General features: G+C 72.9%; 17 protein-coding genes. 5 read left to right on the plus strand and 12 right to left on the minus strand.

Annotation, left to right across the window (positions count from 1 at the left end; genetic code table 11):
- Positions 1-227 precede the first annotated feature (227 nt).
- Entirely contained in the window at positions 228-932 is a 705-nt protein-coding gene (locus ACZ60Q_RS21695; RefSeq protein ID WP_469637578.1) for an adenosylcobinamide amidohydrolase, read from the plus strand.
- 16 nt (positions 933-948) lie between these two features.
- Here the strand turns inward: ACZ60Q_RS21695 and ACZ60Q_RS21700 are convergent, their stop codons facing one another.
- The 5 genes from ACZ60Q_RS21700 to ACZ60Q_RS21720 form a co-directional block, all read right to left on the minus strand.
- Complete coding sequence (locus tag ACZ60Q_RS21700; RefSeq protein ID WP_469636939.1) at positions 949-2,202, minus strand: sulfite oxidase; 1,254 nt, start codon at positions 2,200-2,202, stop codon at positions 949-951.
- A 16-nt stretch (positions 2,203-2,218) separates the two neighbouring features.
- The gene (gene metX / locus ACZ60Q_RS21705) at positions 2,219-3,439 is read right to left on the minus strand and encodes a homoserine O-acetyltransferase MetX (protein WP_469637580.1); all 1,221 of its coding nucleotides are present in this window, start codon (positions 3,437-3,439) and stop codon (positions 2,219-2,221) included.
- Positions 3,436-4,797 (minus strand): bifunctional o-acetylhomoserine/o-acetylserine sulfhydrylase, encoded by a 1,362-nt coding sequence (locus ACZ60Q_RS21710; protein ID WP_469636942.1) that lies wholly within the window; start codon positions 4,795-4,797, stop codon positions 3,436-3,438. Before ACZ60Q_RS21710 ends, metX begins: the two co-directional genes overlap by 4 nt.
- A 215-nt stretch (positions 4,798-5,012) precedes the next feature.
- Positions 5,013-5,162, minus strand: a complete 150-nt coding sequence (locus ACZ60Q_RS21715) for a hypothetical protein (RefSeq protein WP_469636945.1) — start codon at positions 5,160-5,162, stop codon at positions 5,013-5,015.
- 124 nt (positions 5,163-5,286) lie between these two features.
- Positions 5,287-6,168 carry a SigB/SigF/SigG family RNA polymerase sigma factor gene (locus ACZ60Q_RS21720; protein ID WP_469636947.1) on the minus strand — a complete coding sequence of 294 codons (882 nt, stop codon included), beginning with the start codon at positions 6,166-6,168 and terminating at the stop codon, positions 5,287-5,289.
- 614 nt (positions 6,169-6,782) lie between these two features.
- On the opposite strand from ACZ60Q_RS21720, the gene ACZ60Q_RS21725 reads away from it, so the two are divergent.
- From ACZ60Q_RS21725 to ACZ60Q_RS21735, 3 genes are all read left to right on the plus strand, one after another.
- A complete protein-coding gene (locus ACZ60Q_RS21725; protein ID WP_469636950.1) occupies positions 6,783-7,616 on the plus strand; it encodes a GNAT family N-acetyltransferase in 834 nt (277 codons plus the stop codon).
- Between the two features lie 297 nt (positions 7,617-7,913).
- Positions 7,914-9,146 (plus strand): PP2C family protein-serine/threonine phosphatase, encoded by a 1,233-nt coding sequence (locus tag ACZ60Q_RS21730; protein WP_469636953.1) that lies wholly within the window; start codon positions 7,914-7,916, stop codon positions 9,144-9,146.
- 401 nt (positions 9,147-9,547) lie between these two features.
- Complete coding sequence (locus ACZ60Q_RS21735; RefSeq protein ID WP_469636956.1) at positions 9,548-11,323, plus strand: ABC-F family ATP-binding cassette domain-containing protein; 1,776 nt, start codon at positions 9,548-9,550, stop codon at positions 11,321-11,323.
- Here ACZ60Q_RS21735 and ACZ60Q_RS21740 read toward each other — a convergent pair.
- The 5 genes from ACZ60Q_RS21740 to ACZ60Q_RS21760 all read right to left on the minus strand — a co-directional run bounded on the left by ACZ60Q_RS21740 (position 11,287) and on the right by ACZ60Q_RS21760 (position 14,329).
- Positions 11,287-11,790, minus strand: coding sequence for an NUDIX hydrolase (locus tag ACZ60Q_RS21740; RefSeq protein WP_469636959.1), 504 nt, complete (start codon positions 11,788-11,790; stop codon positions 11,287-11,289). The genes ACZ60Q_RS21735 and ACZ60Q_RS21740 overlap by 37 nt on opposite strands.
- Before the next feature lie 66 nt (positions 11,791-11,856).
- Positions 11,857-12,267 carry a PTS-dependent dihydroxyacetone kinase phosphotransferase subunit DhaM gene (locus ACZ60Q_RS21745; RefSeq protein WP_469636962.1) on the minus strand — a complete coding sequence of 137 codons (411 nt, stop codon included), beginning with the start codon at positions 12,265-12,267 and terminating at the stop codon, positions 11,857-11,859.
- On the minus strand, positions 12,264-12,875 hold the full coding sequence (dhaL, locus tag ACZ60Q_RS21750; protein WP_469636965.1) for a dihydroxyacetone kinase subunit DhaL: 612 nt from the start codon (positions 12,873-12,875) through the stop codon (positions 12,264-12,266). The genes ACZ60Q_RS21745 and dhaL overlap by 4 nt, the downstream gene beginning before the upstream one ends.
- Positions 12,876-12,995: 120 nt before the next feature.
- Positions 12,996-13,988, minus strand: a complete 993-nt coding sequence (gene dhaK, locus ACZ60Q_RS21755; RefSeq protein ID WP_469636967.1) for a dihydroxyacetone kinase subunit DhaK — start codon at positions 13,986-13,988, stop codon at positions 12,996-12,998.
- A 68-nt stretch (positions 13,989-14,056) separates the two neighbouring features.
- Positions 14,057-14,329, minus strand: coding sequence for a hypothetical protein (locus ACZ60Q_RS21760; protein ID WP_469636970.1), 273 nt, complete (start codon positions 14,327-14,329; stop codon positions 14,057-14,059).
- A gap of 165 nt (positions 14,330-14,494) precedes the next feature.
- On the opposite strand from ACZ60Q_RS21760, the gene ACZ60Q_RS21765 reads away from it, so the two are divergent.
- The gene (locus ACZ60Q_RS21765; protein ID WP_469636973.1) at positions 14,495-14,632 is read left to right on the plus strand and encodes a hypothetical protein; all 138 of its coding nucleotides are present in this window, start codon (positions 14,495-14,497) and stop codon (positions 14,630-14,632) included.
- Between the two features lie 125 nt (positions 14,633-14,757).
- On the opposite strand, the gene ACZ60Q_RS21770 is transcribed toward ACZ60Q_RS21765, so the two are convergent.
- On the minus strand, positions 14,758-15,633 hold the full coding sequence (locus tag ACZ60Q_RS21770; protein ID WP_469636976.1) for a peptidoglycan-binding protein: 876 nt from the start codon (positions 15,631-15,633) through the stop codon (positions 14,758-14,760).
- Positions 15,634-15,695: 62 nt separating this feature from the next.
- Positions 15,696-17,243 (minus strand): DUF6519 domain-containing protein, encoded by a 1,548-nt coding sequence (locus ACZ60Q_RS21775; protein ID WP_469636979.1) that lies wholly within the window; start codon positions 17,241-17,243, stop codon positions 15,696-15,698.
- Between the last annotated feature and the right edge of the window lie 111 nt (positions 17,244-17,354).

Consider the following 17,354-nt stretch of genomic DNA (forward strand, 5'->3'; position numbering starts at 1 on the left):
TCCGGATTCCATCGCGCCTCACCCCCATGGACGCTGCAACCGCCCGCCCGCCCGGATGAGGGCTGCCGCAAGCCCGGCGCGGGGCCCCGGGCCCGCCCGACGGCACCGGGCCGCACCGGAACCCGTTAGGCCAATCGGGTGAGCATCCGGGCCCCGCATATGATCGGCGGACCGCGGCGGCCGAAGGACGGACCACCGCCGAACCGACGAGCCACCAGGGGTGTGCCATCTCTTCCGTACGCCTCCGGCCGCCCGCGCGATGCGGCGAACTGCGCGACCGGCACGAGGACGGACACCGGCTCCACCACCTTCTCTGGCGGCTGGGGCCCGGCGTCCGGGTCTGCAGCAGCGCGGTTCTCGGCGGCGGTATCGGCACCCGGGCCTGGATCCTCAACGCCCAGGTCCCCGGTGGCTACCCGCGCCTCGACCCGGACCGGCACCTCGCCGAGATCGCCGCCGCGGAGGGGCTCACCGGACCGGGCGCCGGGCTGATGACCGCCGCCGACGTCGCCGCGTACACGACCGGCCAGGACGGCGGAGTCACCGCGACCGTCACCACCGGCCTCGGCGTACGGGGCTGGGCGGCGGCCCCCGAAACCGCCACCCGGACGCCGCACCGGCCGGGGGTCGCGAAGGCCCCGGAGTCTCCGTTCCGGCCGGGCACGGTCAACATCGTCGTCGCGCTGCCGGTCGCGCTCTGTGACGCCGCCCTCGTCAACGCCGTCGCCACCGCCACCGAGGCCAAGGTCCAGGCCCTCCTGGACGCCGGACTCGACTGCTCGGGCACCCCCACGGACGCCGTGTGCGTCGCCGCCCCCGAACCTGGACCCGACGGCGGCGAACCCTTTGCCGGATCCAGGTCCACCTGGGGCGCGCGGATCGCCCGCGCCGTGCACACCGCCGTACTGGCGGGGGCGCGCACAGTACCGTGAAGGGGCCCGGTCCGGCTCAGTTCACGGTCACCGGATGCCGCACCACCGCGTCGAACAGGTAGCCCTGTGTGTTGTGCGCGGTGGACACCGGCTGCGTACGCCCCGACCCGTCCGTCGCCCGCGCCAGCAGCACGGCCGGCCCCCGCTCCCTCGGTACCCAGTCAGCCGTCCAGCGCACCCAGCTCCCGGCCCGCGGCTCGTCCCGCAACCGGGCCGCCCGCCAGCGCGTCCCGCCATCGGTGCTGACCTCCACCGCCCGCACGGGCGCCGCGCCCGACCAGGAACGCCCGGTCAGCAGCGCACGCCGATGGGCGGGGAACGAAGCCCCCGGGGCCAGCTCGAAGGCGCTCTTCAGCGTCTGCCGGGTCAGCGGCGCGCTTCCCTCGGGCGGATACCCGGGACCGAACAGCCGGTAGAGGCCGGTGTTCCACGGGGTGAGCAGCGGCTCGGCGCTCACCTCGATGTCGCCGAGCCACTTGATGTTGGCGATGCCCACCCACGACGGCGCGATGAGCCGTACCGGGTATCCGTGGTCGGGCGGCAGCGGCTCGCCGTTCATCTCGTACGCGAGCAGGACGTCGTCCAGGGCTTTCGCCACCGGAAGCGGGCGGCGTACCCGCCCCAGGTTCACTCCGTCGGTGACGACCTCCGCGTCCAGGCCGCGCGGCAGGACGTCCACCGCGTGCCGCCCGATTCCCGCCCGGCGCAGTACGTCCGCCAGCCGTACCCCGCGCCAGCGTGCCGTCCCGACCGCCCCGAGCGTCCAGGCGGTGCCGCTGACCGCCTGGCCCTGCTGCGAGGTGAAGAGGCTTCGGCCGTTTCCCGCGCACTCCACGAACGCGGTGCGCGTCACCGAGGGGAGGGCCAGCAGATCCACGAAGGCGAGGTCGACCGGGCCGCCCCTCAGCCCGTCGCCCCAGACCGTCAGCTTCCAGTCCGTCCGGTCGATGCGCGGGGTGGCGGTGTGGTTGCGGACGAAGAACCGGTCGGCGGGCGTGAACAGCCCGGTGTCCCGCAGGGCGGCGAAGTTCGTCTCCGCGTTGGTGCCGCGCAGAGTGAACAGTTCCGGAGGCAGCGGCTTCACCACCCCGGGCAGCCCGCCGGCCGCCCGCGCGGGTGCGGCGACCGAGGCGAGCGGCACGGCGGCCGAGGCCACCGCGACCAGCTTCAGCAGATCCCGGCGGTCGATCCCGGCGGAGCGTGCCCGGCCGCCGGTCCACTGCCGCATCCGTGTGCGGTCGTAGACGTCCTCGGTCGGAACCGGGTTCATGGAAGCTCCTCACAGGTCAGGTGGGAAGGCGAGTGGAGAGGGCGGACGAGGGGGCGGCGGCGGAGTGCGGGTGCTGTTGCGGCAGGCTCGCGAGCAACTCCCGTACGAGCAGGCCCACCTGCTCCGTCTCGATGAGGAAGGCGTCGTGTCCGCACGGTGAGGTGATGGTACGCGCGGCGTCCGCCCCCGGCAGCAGCGCGGCCAGCCGCTCCTGCTGCTCCAGGGGGTACAGCCGGTCCGAGTCGACCCCCGCGACCAGGGCGGGCATGTCCGCCCGGCGCAGCGCCCGGATGATCCCGCCCCTACCCCGGCCGACGTCGTGGCCGTTCATCGCCTCGGTGAGCGTCACATAGCTGCCCGCGTCGAACCGGCGCACCAGCTTGTCCGCGTGGTGATCGAGATAGGACTCCACCCGGTAGCGGCCTCCGCGCCCCGGCTGCTCCCCGGGCTGCGCCTCCCCGCCGAAGCGGGAGCTCAGCTCGGGTTCGCCGCGGTACGTGATGTGGGCGATGCGGCGCGCCTGTCCGAGGCCCCGGTGGGGGCCGCCGCCCGGGGGTGCCCGGTGGTAGTCGCCGCCCCGCCACGCCGGGTCGGAGCGGATCGCGCCGATCTGTACCGAACCCCAGGCGATCTGCTCGGCGGACGCGGCCGCCGGGGCGGCGAGCACGAGCAGCGAACCGGTGCGCCCGGGCCTGCTCACCGCCCATTCCAGGGCCCGCATGCCGCCCATCGAACCGCCGACTACGGCCGCCCACCGGTCGATGCCCAGCGCATCGGCGAGTGCCGCCTCGGCCGTCACCTGGTCCCGGACGCTCAGATACGGGAACAAGGGCCCCCACGGTGTGCCGTCGGGCCCGGGGGAGGAAGGCCCGGTGCTGCCCTGGCAGCCGCCCAGGGCGTTGGGCGCGACGACGAACCAGCGGTCGGTGTCGAGGGCCCGGCCCGGACCGACCAGCGCGTCCCACCAGCCGGGTGTCGGATGTCCCGGGCCGGAGGGGCCGGCCACATGGCTGTCCCCGGTCAGCGCGTGCAGCACCAGCACGGCGTTGGACCCGTCCGCCGCCCGCTGCCCCCAGGTCTCGTACGCCAGGCGCACCCCCGGCAGCCGGACGCCGGACTCCAGGGGCAGCGGGTCCTCGATCGCCGCCCAGCGGCGACGACCGGGCGGATCCCCCTCCCGCCGGCCGCCGGAGGCCGGCGGGAGGGGCAGTGCGCGGTGCTGGTCCTTCCGGTTCAGGACGCCGCCTTCGCCGCCCGGAAACCCGCCTCCAGATCGGCCTTGAGGTCGTCCGCGTTCTCCAGCCCCACCGACAACCGCACCAGACCGGGCGCGGCGCCGGTGGCGAGCAGCTGCTCCTCGGTGAGCTGACTGTGTGTGGTGGAGGCCGGGTGGATGATCAGGCTGCGTACGTCACCGATGTTGGCGAGGTGGCTGAACAGCTCGACCGCGTCCACGAACTGCCGGCCCGCTTCGGCCCCGCCCTTCAGTTCGAACGCCAGTACGGCCCCGGCCCCGCGTGGCAGATAGCGCCGCCCGGCCTCGTACCAGCGGTTCGACTCCAGCCCGGCGTAGTGCACGGCGGCCACCTCGTCGCGCCGCTCCAGCCAGCGGGCCAGCTCCAGCGCGTTGGAGGTGTGCCGTTCCAGCCGCAGGCTCAGCGTCTCGATGCCCTGGAGCAGCAGGAACGCCGAGTGCGGCGAGAGGGCGGGCCCCAAGTCGCGCAGCAGCTGCACCCGGAGCTTCACCGCGAACGCACTCGGGCCGAGGTCGGGCCAGTAGCGCAGCCCGTGGTAGCTCGGGTCGGGCTCGTGGAAGTCGGGGAAGCGCTCGGCGTGGGCCCCGAAGTCGAACGTGCCGGCATCCACGACCACGCCGCCGATCGTCGTGCCGTGCCCGCCGAGGAACTTGGTCGCCGAGTGGACGACGATGTCCGCGCCGTGCTCGATGGGCCGCAGCAGGAAGGGGGTGGGCACGGTGTTGTCGACGATCAGTGGCACCCCGGCCCCGTGCGCGGTGTCCGCCACACCCCGGATGTCCAGTACGTCTCCGCGCGGATTGCCGAGCGTCTCGGCGAAGAACGCCTTCGTGTTGGGCCGGACCGCCGCCCGCCAGGCCGCCAGGTCCTCCGGTTCCTCGACGAACGTCACCTCGATGCCGAAGCGGGGAAGCGTGTGGCGGAAGAGGTTGTAGGTGCCGCCGTACAGCGACGGGGAGGAGACGATGTGGTCCCCGGCCCCGGCCAGGGTCAGGATCGCCAGTGTCTCGGCGGCCTGCCCCGAAGCCACCGCGACGGCGGCGACCCCGCTTTCCAGCGCGGCGATGCGCTGCTCCAGGACGTCCTGGGTGGGGTTGTGGATGCGGGTGTAGATGTTGCCCGGTTCGGTCAACGAGAACACGTCGGCCGCGTGCTTCGTGTCGCGGAAGACGAAGGACGTCGACTGGTAGATCGGCACCGCGCGGGCGCCGGTCGTCGGATCCGGGGCGGCGCCGGAGTGGATCTGCTTGGTCTCGAACGACCAGGCGGCGCCCGGCTCCTGACGGTGCTGGTCCTCGGGGGTGTGGCCTGCGGTGACGGAGTCGAGGGGCTGGCTCATGTGGTTCCTCGCACGGAGCGGTGACGGGCTGGATACGGACCGTAGGCCGCATTCCGCACCCCCGAAAGCGACTCGCCCGCCCGGCCACGAACCCGCAACGGCCCGTCATGCCCCGCAACACGGCGGCAACGGAGAAGTCATGTTCGGCCGCTCCGGTGCCGCCGCTCGCCGCCGCCCCAGCCGGGTCGGTGACGGCGACGGAGGGCGCAGACGGCTCAGCGGGCCGCCGGGACCTCGGCGATCGAGCGCCCCGCCCACTCGGGCGTCGGCTCGACGAGCGCGGCCGGCCGCTCCCGTACGGAATCCGGGAACGGGGCGGTGCGGCCCGCCCGTTGGTCCACATGGAGTTCGATCAGCAGGCGCAACTCGTCCCCGGGACGGTTTCCCGCACGATCTGCGGGGGCCTGCCGCCCTCCGGCGAGGGCGAGGGCGAGGGCGGGCGAGGGGGCGACGGGGCCCGCCCAACGCCCAACGGGTCGCTCACGATGGTCACTCCTGGACGAGCATCCCGCTCCGCAGCTTGCCCAGCATCCGGCTCAGCAGCCGGGACACATGCATCTGCGATATCCCGAGCTCCGCGCCGATCTGCGCCTGGGTCATCTCCCGGCCGAAGCGCATGTCGATGATCCGGCGCTCCCGCTCGTCCAGCTCGCCCAGCAGGGGCGCGAGGGCGTGGAGGTTCTCCACGGTCTCCATGGCGGGGTCCGGCTCGCCCAGCACATCGGCGAACGTCCGCCCGGCGGCCTGGCGGGGCCCGGCCTCCGCGGTGTCGGTCGGCATGTCCAGGGAGCCCGCCGTGTAGCCGTTGGAGGCGACGATCCCCTCCGTGACCTCCGACTCCTCGATCCCCAGGTCCTTCGCCAGCTCCTGCACCGTGGGGTCCCGGTCGAGATCGCCCGCCAGTGACTCCTTCGCCTTGGCGAGGTCGACCCGCAGCTCCTGGAGGCGCCGCGGCACGTGCACCGCCCAGCTCGTGTCACGGAAGAACCGCTTGATCTCCCCGACGATGTACGGCACCGCGAACGAGGTGAACTCGACCTCCCGCGAGAGGTCGAAGCGGTCGATCGCCTTGATCAGCCCGATGGTGCCTACCTGGACGATGTCCTCCATGTCGCCGCTGCCTCGGTTGCGGAAGCGGTTGGCGGCGAAGCGAACGAGGGAGAGGTTCATCTCGATGAGGGTGTTGCGCGCGTACTGGTACTCGTGAGTGCCCTCCTCCAGGACCTGGAGGCGGTCGAAGAAGAGGCGCGAGAGCCGACGCGCGTCCATCGGGGCGATCTTCCCGGCTTCCTCGATCCACGGAAGTTCCTCGGTGGTGCCCGCCTGCTCCGTACCGGCCGTCTGCGCGGTCTGTGCGGTGTGCGCGGTCATGTCGCTTCACGCTCCCTGGTTCGTAGGCCCTGAGGCCTGTTCGCCTTCCCGGAGGTACGGCTCTCATGCGCCGAAGAGGGAGTTGATTCGGCCAACCGGAGTCAATTGGCTCGAAACGGGCCTGGTTCGGCTCTGAGATGCCGTCACCCGCGAGGCGTGAGCCGAGAGCCACGGGTCGAGAGGTGTGAGCCGAAGGGCGCACGTGAAGGGCGCAAGCAATGAATGCGCAAACAACCGCCCCACCGGTACGGGGGAGCCCGGTGGGGCGGTCGCCACCAGAGTGCCACAGCCGGGGGGCGTTGGGACCGGACCGGCGCGTATTGGCCTACGGATGAGTCGATTTCGCCGCTCATCAGTTCGAGCGCGCGTCGGGGCAGTGGGGCAGTGGGGCAGAGAGGCATCGGGGTGCGTAGGGGCCGTCGGCCCGGTGGTGCGGGGTGTGGTGCGGGGCCGGGCGCTCCGCGCCTCGATGATTGCGACGCCATGAACAGATTCGCCTCGCGGAATATCTGCCGTACAGACCGGCTTTTCCTGCCTGGCGGGTGCGCCGCTCCCGACCTCGAGCACCCGCTGCCGAGAGCCGCGCGATGGACGGAACGAGAACGAGGAAGACCATGCCCCAGAACCACACCCGGCCCCGGACCGATGTTCCTTCCGGTCTCCACCCGCTGGACAACCCCGCCCGGTCCTCGCTCACCGGCCCGCACGCCCACTTCGCCGAGAGCCGCGGGCGGATCCTGCGCTATCCCTCCGACGTCACTCCCTGGATCGCGCTCCCCGACGCCCCGGACGCCCAGGACTGGGCCGATGTCGCGGCGCTCGCCGGGCCGGGCGGTTCCGTCGCCCTGGCCGCGTTCCAGGAGCCGCCGCCGCTCGACTGGGAGATCGTCTTCCGGGCCGAGGGCGTCCAACTGGTCGACGCGTCGGTGGACGCCGTGCCCGATCCGGAGGCGGTCCCGCTGGGCCCCGGGGACGTGCCGGAGATGCTCGACCTGGTGGCGCGCACCCGCCCCGGCCCCTTCCTGCCGCGCACGGTCGAGCTGGGCACGTATCTGGGCGTCCGCCGGGACGGCGCCCTGGTGGCGATGGCGGGGGAGCGGCTGCACCCGACCGGCTTCACGGAGATCAGCGGCGTCTGCACGGACGAGTCCGTACGGGGGCAGGGACTGGCGAGCCGGCTGGTCCTGGCGGTCGCGCACGGGATCCGGGAGCGCGGCGAGACGCCGTTCCTGCATGCTTCCGCCTCCAACACCGGGGCCGTCCGGCTCTACGAGTCCCTCGGCTTCCGGCTTCGCCGGCGTACGGAATTCCTCTCCGCACTCGTCCCCGCCACCCTCCCGTCGGTCGGCGACCCTCGCTGGGCTGACCGGGCCGCCGGAACCGGGCTGCCGGAACGAGGTGCCCCCGGCGTCCCGGTTCCGGCGGCCCGGACCCGTACGGGGACCTGATCCCCGCCACCATAGGTACAGGTACCAGGTACAGGTACCAGGTACCAGGTACCAGGTACCAGGTACCAGGTACCCGTACCCGTACCTGTACCGATGGTGGCGGGACCTTAGGCACCCCCGGTACGGGACCAGGGCCCGGGCCGGAAGTCCCGGGCGGGACCTTCGGCAGCCGCTCGGGGCCCTAAGCCCTCCTGCGCGGACGCCCGCCACCCGCTCAACTGGAAGGGACCGGCCGAAACCGCGGGCGGCACCGAGAGATCAGCGGGAGGACAGGCCGTGCCCATGAGGTTGCTGGACATGGCACAGAAGCGGAACGGGGTAGGGCACCGAAGTGGTGCCGTACCCGGTGCGGACGCGGGCATCGCGGCGGTGTCCCAGAGCCGGATCGGCGACTGGGCACTGGTGGGCGGTCTCGCGCTGCTGACCGTGCTCGTCGTGTTCCTCGACGTCAGTACGGGCAACGACCTGCGGGTCGTGCCGCTGCTCGTGGTCGTCCCCGCACTGGCCTCCGTCTACTGCAGCGTCCGCCAGACCATCTGGATCGCGGTGTGGATCACCACGGTCGTCGTCGGGTTCCGGGTCGGCGCGGAGGGCACCTTCTGGGACTTCGTCTTCGGTATCGGATTCGCCGTCCTGGCCTGTGCCCTCGGGGTCGCCGCCTGCGCGGCACGCATCCGGCACGCCACCGAGATGGCGCGGCTGCGCTCCGCCGCCGTCACCCTGCAGCGCCAGATCCTGCGGCCGCTGCCGGTCGTGACCGACCACGTTCTCGCGTACGGGCTCTACGAGCCGATCGAGGAGGACCGTTTCGTCGGCGGGGACATCTACGAGGTCGTCGAGTCGCCCTACGGGACCCGGGTGATCATCGGGGACGTCCAGGGCAAGGGGCTCGCGGCCATCGGCGCCGGCTTCGCGGCCATCGCCGCGTTCCGCGAGGCGGCCATCCGCGAAGCCACACTCACGGGTGTGGTGGACGCGCTGGAGGACGCCGTCGTCCGGCACAACGTGTTCTCCGCCCAGACCGGTGAGGCAGAGCGCTTTGTGACCGCGCTCGTCCTCGGGTTCGACGAGGGCGGCCGGGTGGAGGCCGTGAACTGCGGGCACCTGCCGCCTCGCCTGCTGCACGACGGCCGATCCTCGGCCGTGACGCTCCACCGGACCTATGTCCCCCTCGGCCTCGCCGGTCTGAGCCGGGAGACCCGTACGACCGAGTCGTTCGACTTCCCGCCGGGCGCGACGCTCCTCGTCGTCACCGACGGGGTGACCGAGGCCCGCGACGCCGCCGGCGCCTTCTATCCGCTGGACGAGCGGATCGGGGCCTGGGCCGGGCACGGACCGCGCGAACTGCTCGACGCGCTCCACGTCGATCTGGAGGCCTTCTCCGGAGGAGTCCGGCGCGACGACGTCGCCGCGCTCGCCCTGCTGCGCACTCCCGCCGACGGGAGGCGGGGGCCTGTGGTTCCAGGTGCCGCGGTTCCCGGGGATACCGCCGAAGCGGTGGAGGCCGAGCGGCGGCCCGCCGCGGTCTGAGCGCGTGCCGCGCCCGCGGCTGAGTCCGTCCCGCACCCGGCGGCCGAACCTCCCGGTCCCCTCGTCGCTGGATGCCGCCCGTCCGGCCCCGGCGGCGACCCCCGGCTCCTCCCCGGCCACCGCCGCCGGGGAGGAGCCGGGGCGGGCGGGAAATTCCCGGCGCCGGGAGGCCGACCGCCGTTAGACTGGCCGACATGGGTTCGTACCGCTTCTACTTCTTCCGCTGATTCCCGGCCCGGACGGCCGCAGCGCGCCGCACCGCGTGTCCTTCTGAGACGCCCCGGTGACGTCGACGTCACCCCGCGCGCCCGCCGCCGTCCCCTCCGCCGTCCGGCATCCACGCCCCGCCGCCGCGCCTCCGCGCGTGCCTTCGCGGGCCGTCACCCAGGGAAAAGGCACCCATGCACCCCCAGCGCGACCGCGCCCAACTGGCCATGAAGGACGTCTCCAAGGCGTACGGGGCCCGTTCCGTACTCGACCAGGTGACCCTCACCGTCCGGCCCGGTGAGAAGACCGCTGTCATCGGCGAGAACGGCTCCGGAAAGTCCACCCTGCTCCGGCTGCTGGCCGGAGTGGAACAACCGGACACCGGTGAGATCACCGTCCGCTTCCCCGGCGGCACCGGCTATCTCGCCCAGACCCTCGACCTCGATCCGGCCGACACCGTGCAGGACGCCGTCGACGCGGCCCTCGCCGGACTGCGCGACCTCGAGCACCGCATCCGCGAGGCGGAGGCCGGACTCTCGGAGCGAAAGCCCGGCGATCCGGGGCCCACCGACACGGAGCTCGCCGCTTACGGAGACCTCCTCACCGCCTACGAGGACCGCGACGGCTACCGGGCGGACGCCCGCACCGAAGCGGCTCTGCACGGCCTCGGCCTCGCCCGCCTCACCCGCGATCGGGTTCTCGCCACGCTCTCCGGCGGCGAGCAGTCCCGGCTCGCCCTCGCCTGCGCCCTGGCAGCAGCCCCCGAACTGCTGCTGCTCGACGAGCCGACCAACCACCTCGATGCCCGCGCCGTCGGCTGGCTGGAGGACCATCTGCGCGCCCACCGGGGCACCGTCGTGGCGATCACCCACGACCGGGCGTTCCTGGAGCGCGTCACCTCGGTGATCCTGGAGGTCGACCGGGACCTGCGCACGGTCACCCGGTACGGGGACGGCTGGGACGGCTACCGCACCGCCAAGGCCGCCGCCCGCCGCCGCTGGGCCCAGGAGCACGGGGAGTACATGGCGGACCTGGCCCGCACCGAGGAGCTCGTCGAAGCGGCCGGAGCGCGGCTCGTGGCCGGCGGGGGCGACCCGAAGCAGGGTTTCGGCAAGCACCGCCGCTCGCACGAGGCCAAGCTGTCCGGCCAGGTCAGGGCGGCCCGGACCCGACTGGACGCCCTGCGCGGGTCTCCCGTAGCACCCCCGCCCCACCCGCTCGCCTTCACCGGCCGCCCGACCACCGCCGACGCCGGGCCCGGCACGGCGGACGGCGCCGGAACCACAGCCGGGACCGGCACGGCTGACCGCGACGCAATCGCCGACGCGACCGGCACCGCGAACCGCGCGAGGATCCTCGTGGAGCTGGAGGCCGTCTCCGTCGGGGACCGCCTCCGCCTCCCCTCCCTGCGCGTGGCGTCGGGAGCCCGCCTCCTGGTGACCGGCGAGAACGGGGCCGGCAAGACCACCCTGCTGCGGGTCCTCGCGGGTGAGCTGACCCCCGACGCGGGTACGGTGACCCGCCGGGCCCGCATCGGCTACCTCCCGCAGGAACTGCCCGCGCGCCCGACCCGGCGCACGCTGCTCGCCACCTTCGCGGCCGGCCGCCCAGGCTTTCCCGACGAGTACACCGATGAACTCCTGGCCCTCGGCCTGTTCCGCCCCGAGGACCTCGACGTGCCCGTCGCGTCCCTCTCCGTCGGCCAGCAACGCAGGCTGGCCCTGGCCCGCCTGGTGACCCGGCCGGCAGATCTGCTGGTACTGGACGAGCCGACGAACCACATCGCGCTGAGCCTGGTGGAGGAGCTGGAGCGGGCTCTCGACCAGTACCGGGGCGCGGTCGTCGTCGTCTCGCACGACCGCAGTTTCCGGGCCCGCTTCACCGGCGACGTACTGGAACTGCGAGCAGGTCGCCCGGTGGGTGCGGAGCCCGCCTACGCGTCGGGGGAGGTGGTCGTCCCGCGCACCTGAGCGCGCAGCCGGTCGACGAACACCCGCTGGCCGACGATCAGCCGCTCGGCGGCCCGCTCCGGCGTGCACCAGGCGAACCGGTCCATCTCCGGGAACTCCTGCCGCACGCCGGAGCCGCGCGGCCACTCCATCGAGAACGTCCCGGGCACGAGGGATGCCACGTCCAGCTCCGCCTCCAGGGCCCAGACGGTCACCGTCTTGCCGCTGCGCTGCCGTGACTCGCCCAGCGCGATCCACGCACCCGGCGGGACCGGCACGCCCAGCTCCTCCACGAACTCCCGGCGGGCTGCGTCCCGCGCGTCCTCCTCCGGTCCGTACTCGCCCTTCGGCACCGACCAGGCGGCCGTCTCCCGCCCCGCCCAGAACGGCCCGCCCATGTGCCCGATCAACACCTCGACATCCCGCTCGCCCACGCCCTCCGTGACCCGGAAGAGCAGAAGCCCCGCACTGCGCCTGCCAGTCGACATGTCGTCAAGTCTGCTGCGGCACGGTGCGGGGCGCCACGCGGGCCCGGCACGTTCCGGAGGAAAGCGCTACGTCTTGCGGTAGCCGTACGCCTCCGAGGCCGCGGCCTCCACCGCCGCGAGGTCGCCGCCCGCCGAGGCGGTCACCACGGCGGCCACCGCGCCCTCCAGGAACGGCGCGTCCACGAGCCGCGTGCCCTCCGGCAGCTCGTCGCCCTCGGCGAGCATGGCCTTCACCGTGAGGACCGCGCTTCCCAGATCCACCAGGACGGCGACACCCACACCCCGGTCCACCGAGGCGGCGGCCCGGCCGATCAGCTCCGCGCTCGTCCCGAGCCCGCCGTTGGGCAGGCCTCCGGCCGGGGCGACCGGCGCGGTCACCCCGCCGGCGGCGAGGCCCCGGGCCAGCTCGGCGACCGACTCGGCGACCGGACCGCTGTGGGAGACCAGCACGATGCCCACCTGCCGCTCGTCGCTCATGCGCCCGCTCCGTCCGCCGCCGTCGCCGCCAGGGCCTCGATCAGCAGCGCCGCCGAGGTCGCGCCCGGGTCCTGATGCCCGATACTGCGCTCGCCGAGATAGCTGGCCCTGCCCTTGCGCGCCTGCAACGGCACCGTCGCCTCGGCGCCCGCACGGGCCGCGTTCGCGGCACCGTCGAACGAGGTGGCGAGGGCCTCCGCCGCGGGCAGCAGAGCGTCGAGCATCGTCTTGTCCCCGGCCCGGGCGCCGCCCAGCTGTCCCACCGCGGCGACCCCGGCGGCGAACGCCTGGGCGAGCTGGCCCTGTGTCACCTCGTCGTCGTCCCCGAGAGCCTTGCCCGTACGGCGCAGCAGCGTCCCGTACAGCGGTCCGGACGCCCCGCCGACGGTGGAGATGAGCTGCCGTCCGGCCAGGGTGAGCACAGCACCGGGAGTGGCGGGGGAATCCTTCTCCAGCACCGCCGTCACCGCCGTGAAGCCGCGCTGGAGGTTACTGCCGTGATCGGCGTCCCCGATCGCCGAGTCCAGCTCGGTCAGATGGTCCGCCTCACGCTCCACGGACGCCGCGACAGCGGTCATCCACCGGCGGAAGAAGTCGGTGTCGAGCACATGATCTCCTGTTCCTCGGTTTCCCCGGTCCCACCCGGAACGGGTCGTTCCGGCGGCGGCACGGGCTGTACGGCCAACCCCGCATCGGGGTCGCGCACGGTCACGGGATCCCGTCGGCGCTCAGCAGCCCCAACGGAGCGCGGCCGTCCGTACGGGCGCGTCCCACAGTCGCAGCAGCTCCTCGTCGACCTGGCACAGCGTCACCGAACAGCCTGCCATGTCGAGCGACGTCACGTAGTTCCCCACGAGGGTACGAGCCACCGGGACACCACGCTCGGACAGGACCCGATGGACCTCTGCATGGAACCCGTACAGCTCCAGCAGGGGTGTCGCCCCCATGCCGTTCACCAGCGCGAGCACCGGGCCGGTGGGGCGCAGGTCCTCCAGTACCGCGTTCACGGCGAAGTCGGCGATCTCCCCGGACGTCATCATCGGCCGCCGTTCACGCCCCGGCTCCCCATGGATGCCGATGCCCAACTCCAGTTCCCCTGCGGGCAGATCGAAGGTGGGGCTGCCCTTGGCCGGAGTGGTGACGGCGCCGAGGGCCACCCCGAAGCTGCGCGAGGCCCCGTTCACCTGCCGTGCGACGGCGGCCACCCGCTCCAGCGGAGCGCCCTCGTCCGCCAAAGCTCCGGCGATCTTCTCGACGAACAGCGTCGCTCCCGTACCGCGCCGCCCGGCGGTGAACGTACTGTCGCTCACGGCCACATCGTCGTCCACCACCACCTGGACGACCTGGATCCCCTCGTCGTCGGCGAGCTCGGCGGCCATCTCGAAGTTGAGCACGTCACCGGTGTAGTTCTTGACGACGAACAGCACCCCCGCCCCGCTGTCGACGGCTGCCGCCGCCCGCAGCATCTGGTCGGGCACGGGGGAGGTGAACACCTCCCCGGGACAGGCGGCCGACAGCATCCCGGGCCCGACGAACCCGGCGTGCAGCGGCTCGTGCCCCGAACCGCCCCCGGAGACGAGGCCCACCTTTCCCGCCACGGGTGCGTCCCGCCGCATGACGACCCGGTTCTCCACGTCGACGGTCAGTTCGGGATGCGCGGCCGCGATGCCACGCAGAGCATCGGCGACCACGGTCTCGGGAACGTTGATGAGCATCTTCATGTCTGTCTCCCAGCGGGCGTAGCAGAGGGCTTCGGGACCTGCGTTTTACCTGGTGAGGCAAGGTGTGGCTAGTTGTTGATCTTGGCGGTCCTCGGCGCCCGGAGGTGCCGATTGGGGACCTGCGCGGCGTTCGCGTACTTGGCCAGTGCGATGACCGCTACGCCAGAGCCTTCGAGGATCTCCATTCCGTCGGCCGCGACGATGACCGCCCCCACGCTGAAGGCGGTCGTCGAGGGCGGGCAGAGGGCTGCCTGCTCGCAGGCGAGGGCGAGCCAGTTCCGGTCTGCGGAGTTGGCCGTACGGCCGGTGCCGGGGGCGCCGGCCGAATGGGTGGGGCTCATCGGGGCTCCGTGGAGGTGTCTTTGGGTGCGTATGTCAGAAATACCACGTCGTTGATCTGACGAGCCTCCAGGAGTCGGAGCCGGGACGTCGGGCCGCCGGGGGAACTGGCCGATCCGAGCATGGGGAGGGGGCCTCGCGGTTCGCCTCGTCCCGGCAACGAACCAATGCTCCAGTGGCATCGGACTGGAGTCTCCCCCGCCACCGCCTCGGGCCTGACCGCCAAGAGGTCCCTGAGCTTCGGCCACGGGACGCTGGGCACGGTGGCGGCGAAGGCGGCCCTGGGCAGCTCCTTCAGCCGCTGACCGCACACGGGCAACCGCTGACCGACGGCACACGGCCCCGGTTCCGGTCCGGGTTCGGAATCCGAACCCGGACCGGAACCGGGGCCCGCAGATCAGATGTCCCCGCAGATCAGACGTCCCGCGGATCAGGCGTTCGGAACCTTCAGCCTGGTCCAGCTCTCCTTGCCCGGAATGCCGTCCGCCCCGGTGCCGGCGTAGCCGAGCTTGCGCTGCCAGGCGGCGTACGACTTCCGGTCGGCCTCCGACCAGGACGGGCCGGGACCCACCTCGTAACGCCCGCAGCCCTCGGCCACCAGCCGCTTGCCCATCGCCGTGATGACCGCGCTGCGTCTGCCCGTCCTGAAGTACGCCGCCCCGGGGAACGGCTCGTACTTCGGCTTCGTGGGCGGCTTCGACGGGCCGTCCGGCTTGCCGCCCAGGCGGGACTTGATCCGGCTGCGCATCGAGTCCATCGTGAACCCGCGCGGATCGACCTTCCCCGGCTGCCACTCCTTGTGCCCGATCACCGAGCGCTGCGACCAGTCGTGCGCCCGGCAGATGGCGGCGGAGACCTTCTCGATCGCGAGCAGCTGCGCCGCCGGCCACGGGTCCTTCCCATCGCCGAGGTTGACGCACTCGAAGCCGTAGAAATGCCGGTTCCCGTCGGTGTTGGCCTCGTTGTCCGAGGGGAGCGCCGATTCGTTGACCACGGCCCGCAGAACGTCGTCGTCACCGAGCCCGGCGTGGTTGGTCCGTCCGTTCCCGACGAGGTACACCGTCCCGTCCTTGGTTATCACCCCGTGGCAGAGCGGACCGGGCAGCCTGGAGTGGCCGTTGTAGCAGAGCTCCACCGAACTCTGCGTCCCCGACGTCACGGTGTGATGGATCATCACTCCGTTCACCGGGCCCCATGGACCCTTGTGGTTGCGGTTGTGCGTACGCCAGCTCCGGTGCTCGACGACACGCAGGCCCTCGTCACGAAGGGCTTTGAGTAGCTTGTCTGCCGACAGAGGCGTTGCCATCGTGGTGCTCCTTCCCAGGTGGTGCGGTGGTTCGACGCTCCCCATACTGCGTCAATACCGCGTCAGTTCTCGTTGGTCTCCTGATCGTTTCGCCCCGGAACGGCGGGTGTCGAACCGCTGTCGGCCGCCTGTTCGGCGGCCACCGTCTCCTCCTCGGCCCGTGCCTCCGCCGCCAGGGACTCCGCGTCCGCCGCCGGGATCGGTGCGGCCAGCGGCCCGAACGCCCGGCGGAGATCGGCCACCGACCCCTCGCCGAGGATCCAGGCCAGCGGCGCGTAGTGCACCCGCACCCCGTGCGGCGAGCGCAGCAGCGGGCGGCGCGCCGCGTCCGCCGGCCACTCGACGCCGCCCGTGGCCGTCCGGGCGGGCACCGTCCAGAAGTCACCGGAGCGGTACGCCCCGCCCGGCTCGAAGTACACGAACACGCCGTCCTCCAGCGGCAGCCAGGCCCCCTCCTCGATCCGCAGCGCACCGTCGCGCACCTTCGAGGGGCCCTTGGTCCGCCGGGCCGCCGGGCGGTGGTCCCAGCGCCGCAGGTACGGATTCAGCTCGGGGCGCCGGCCCACAAAGGGCTCGGGTTCGCCGGACAGCCGCACCCGGCGCCCCGGCAGATCGAGCTCCTCCACCCGCAGCAGGGGCAGGGGTTCACGACGGCTGGTGTACGCGGTGTCGACGAACTCGACCAGGTCGCCGACGTTCAGGTCGAGCTTGTCGTCGTTGCCGAGGGAGGCCAGCTCCACCCAGGTGCCGTCCAGTTCCTCGACCGCGAAGGTCACCGAACCGTTCTCCCTGGACCACTTGAACGTGGCGTCCTTCGCCTCGCCGCCCTGGTGGACCTCCACCCGGTACAGCTGGTTCTCCGGCCCCCGGTAGCGGGCGTCCGGCCTGACCAGGCACGGGTCCTCGTCCGCCCGGTCCGGGCGCTCGCTGCGGGCCGCCAGCCGGGCCGTCGGGGCCTGCGCCGCCGCCCAGGTGTCGAACGCCGCCCGTACCTCGTCCTTCGTCGCCCCGTCCGCCAGGTCCAGTTCGGCACCGGGCAGCGGCACGACCTGCCACACCACCTTCACCCGGGCCGCCGTGTCGGGCATCGCCGTGCCCAGCGCCACCTCGCGCAGCAGTGGGTCCTCGGCCGCGGTGACCGCCCGCTCCCACACCTTCAGGCAGGCCAGGTACGGGAACCGGGTGGGCAGCCGGTCGCCGGGGCGCTCCGGGTCCCGGTAGCCGTCCGGCTGATCCCAGTAGGTCCAGGTCGCGGGGGCGGCGTCGGCCGGAGGCCCGTCGTCCGGCGCGGCGGCACCGGCCTCGGCCGGTACGCCCGGCTCCGGCCTGCTCGCGTCCAGCAGGATGCCGTCCACGTAGTAGCGGCCGCCGCCGAGCGAGAGGTCGTCCAGCTCCCGGCTGCCGCCCAGGAACGTCACCTCGAAGCCGGTCGCGCCGTGCGGGCCGCCGTGCTGCCCGATCAGGTCGGCGGCGGTGGTACGGGCCCGGTGGAGCTGGATCGCGGCCTGCTCGTTGGCGTCCGCGTCCAGTTGGACCCGGCCCTGCTGGGCGAGCACCGCCGAGTAGTGCCGTTCCGGCCGGAAGGTGTCGCGGGAGAGATCTGCGTGCATGGGAAGGGGTCCCCCTTGGAGGTTCGGCAGTCTGGTTCGGCGGTCTGGGGTGGGTGGGGTCAGATGGATCGGAGTCGTGGGCGGGACAGGTTGTCGGGTCAGGTTGTCGGG

Source organism: Streptomyces sp. NPDC104313 (assembly GCF_055583985.1).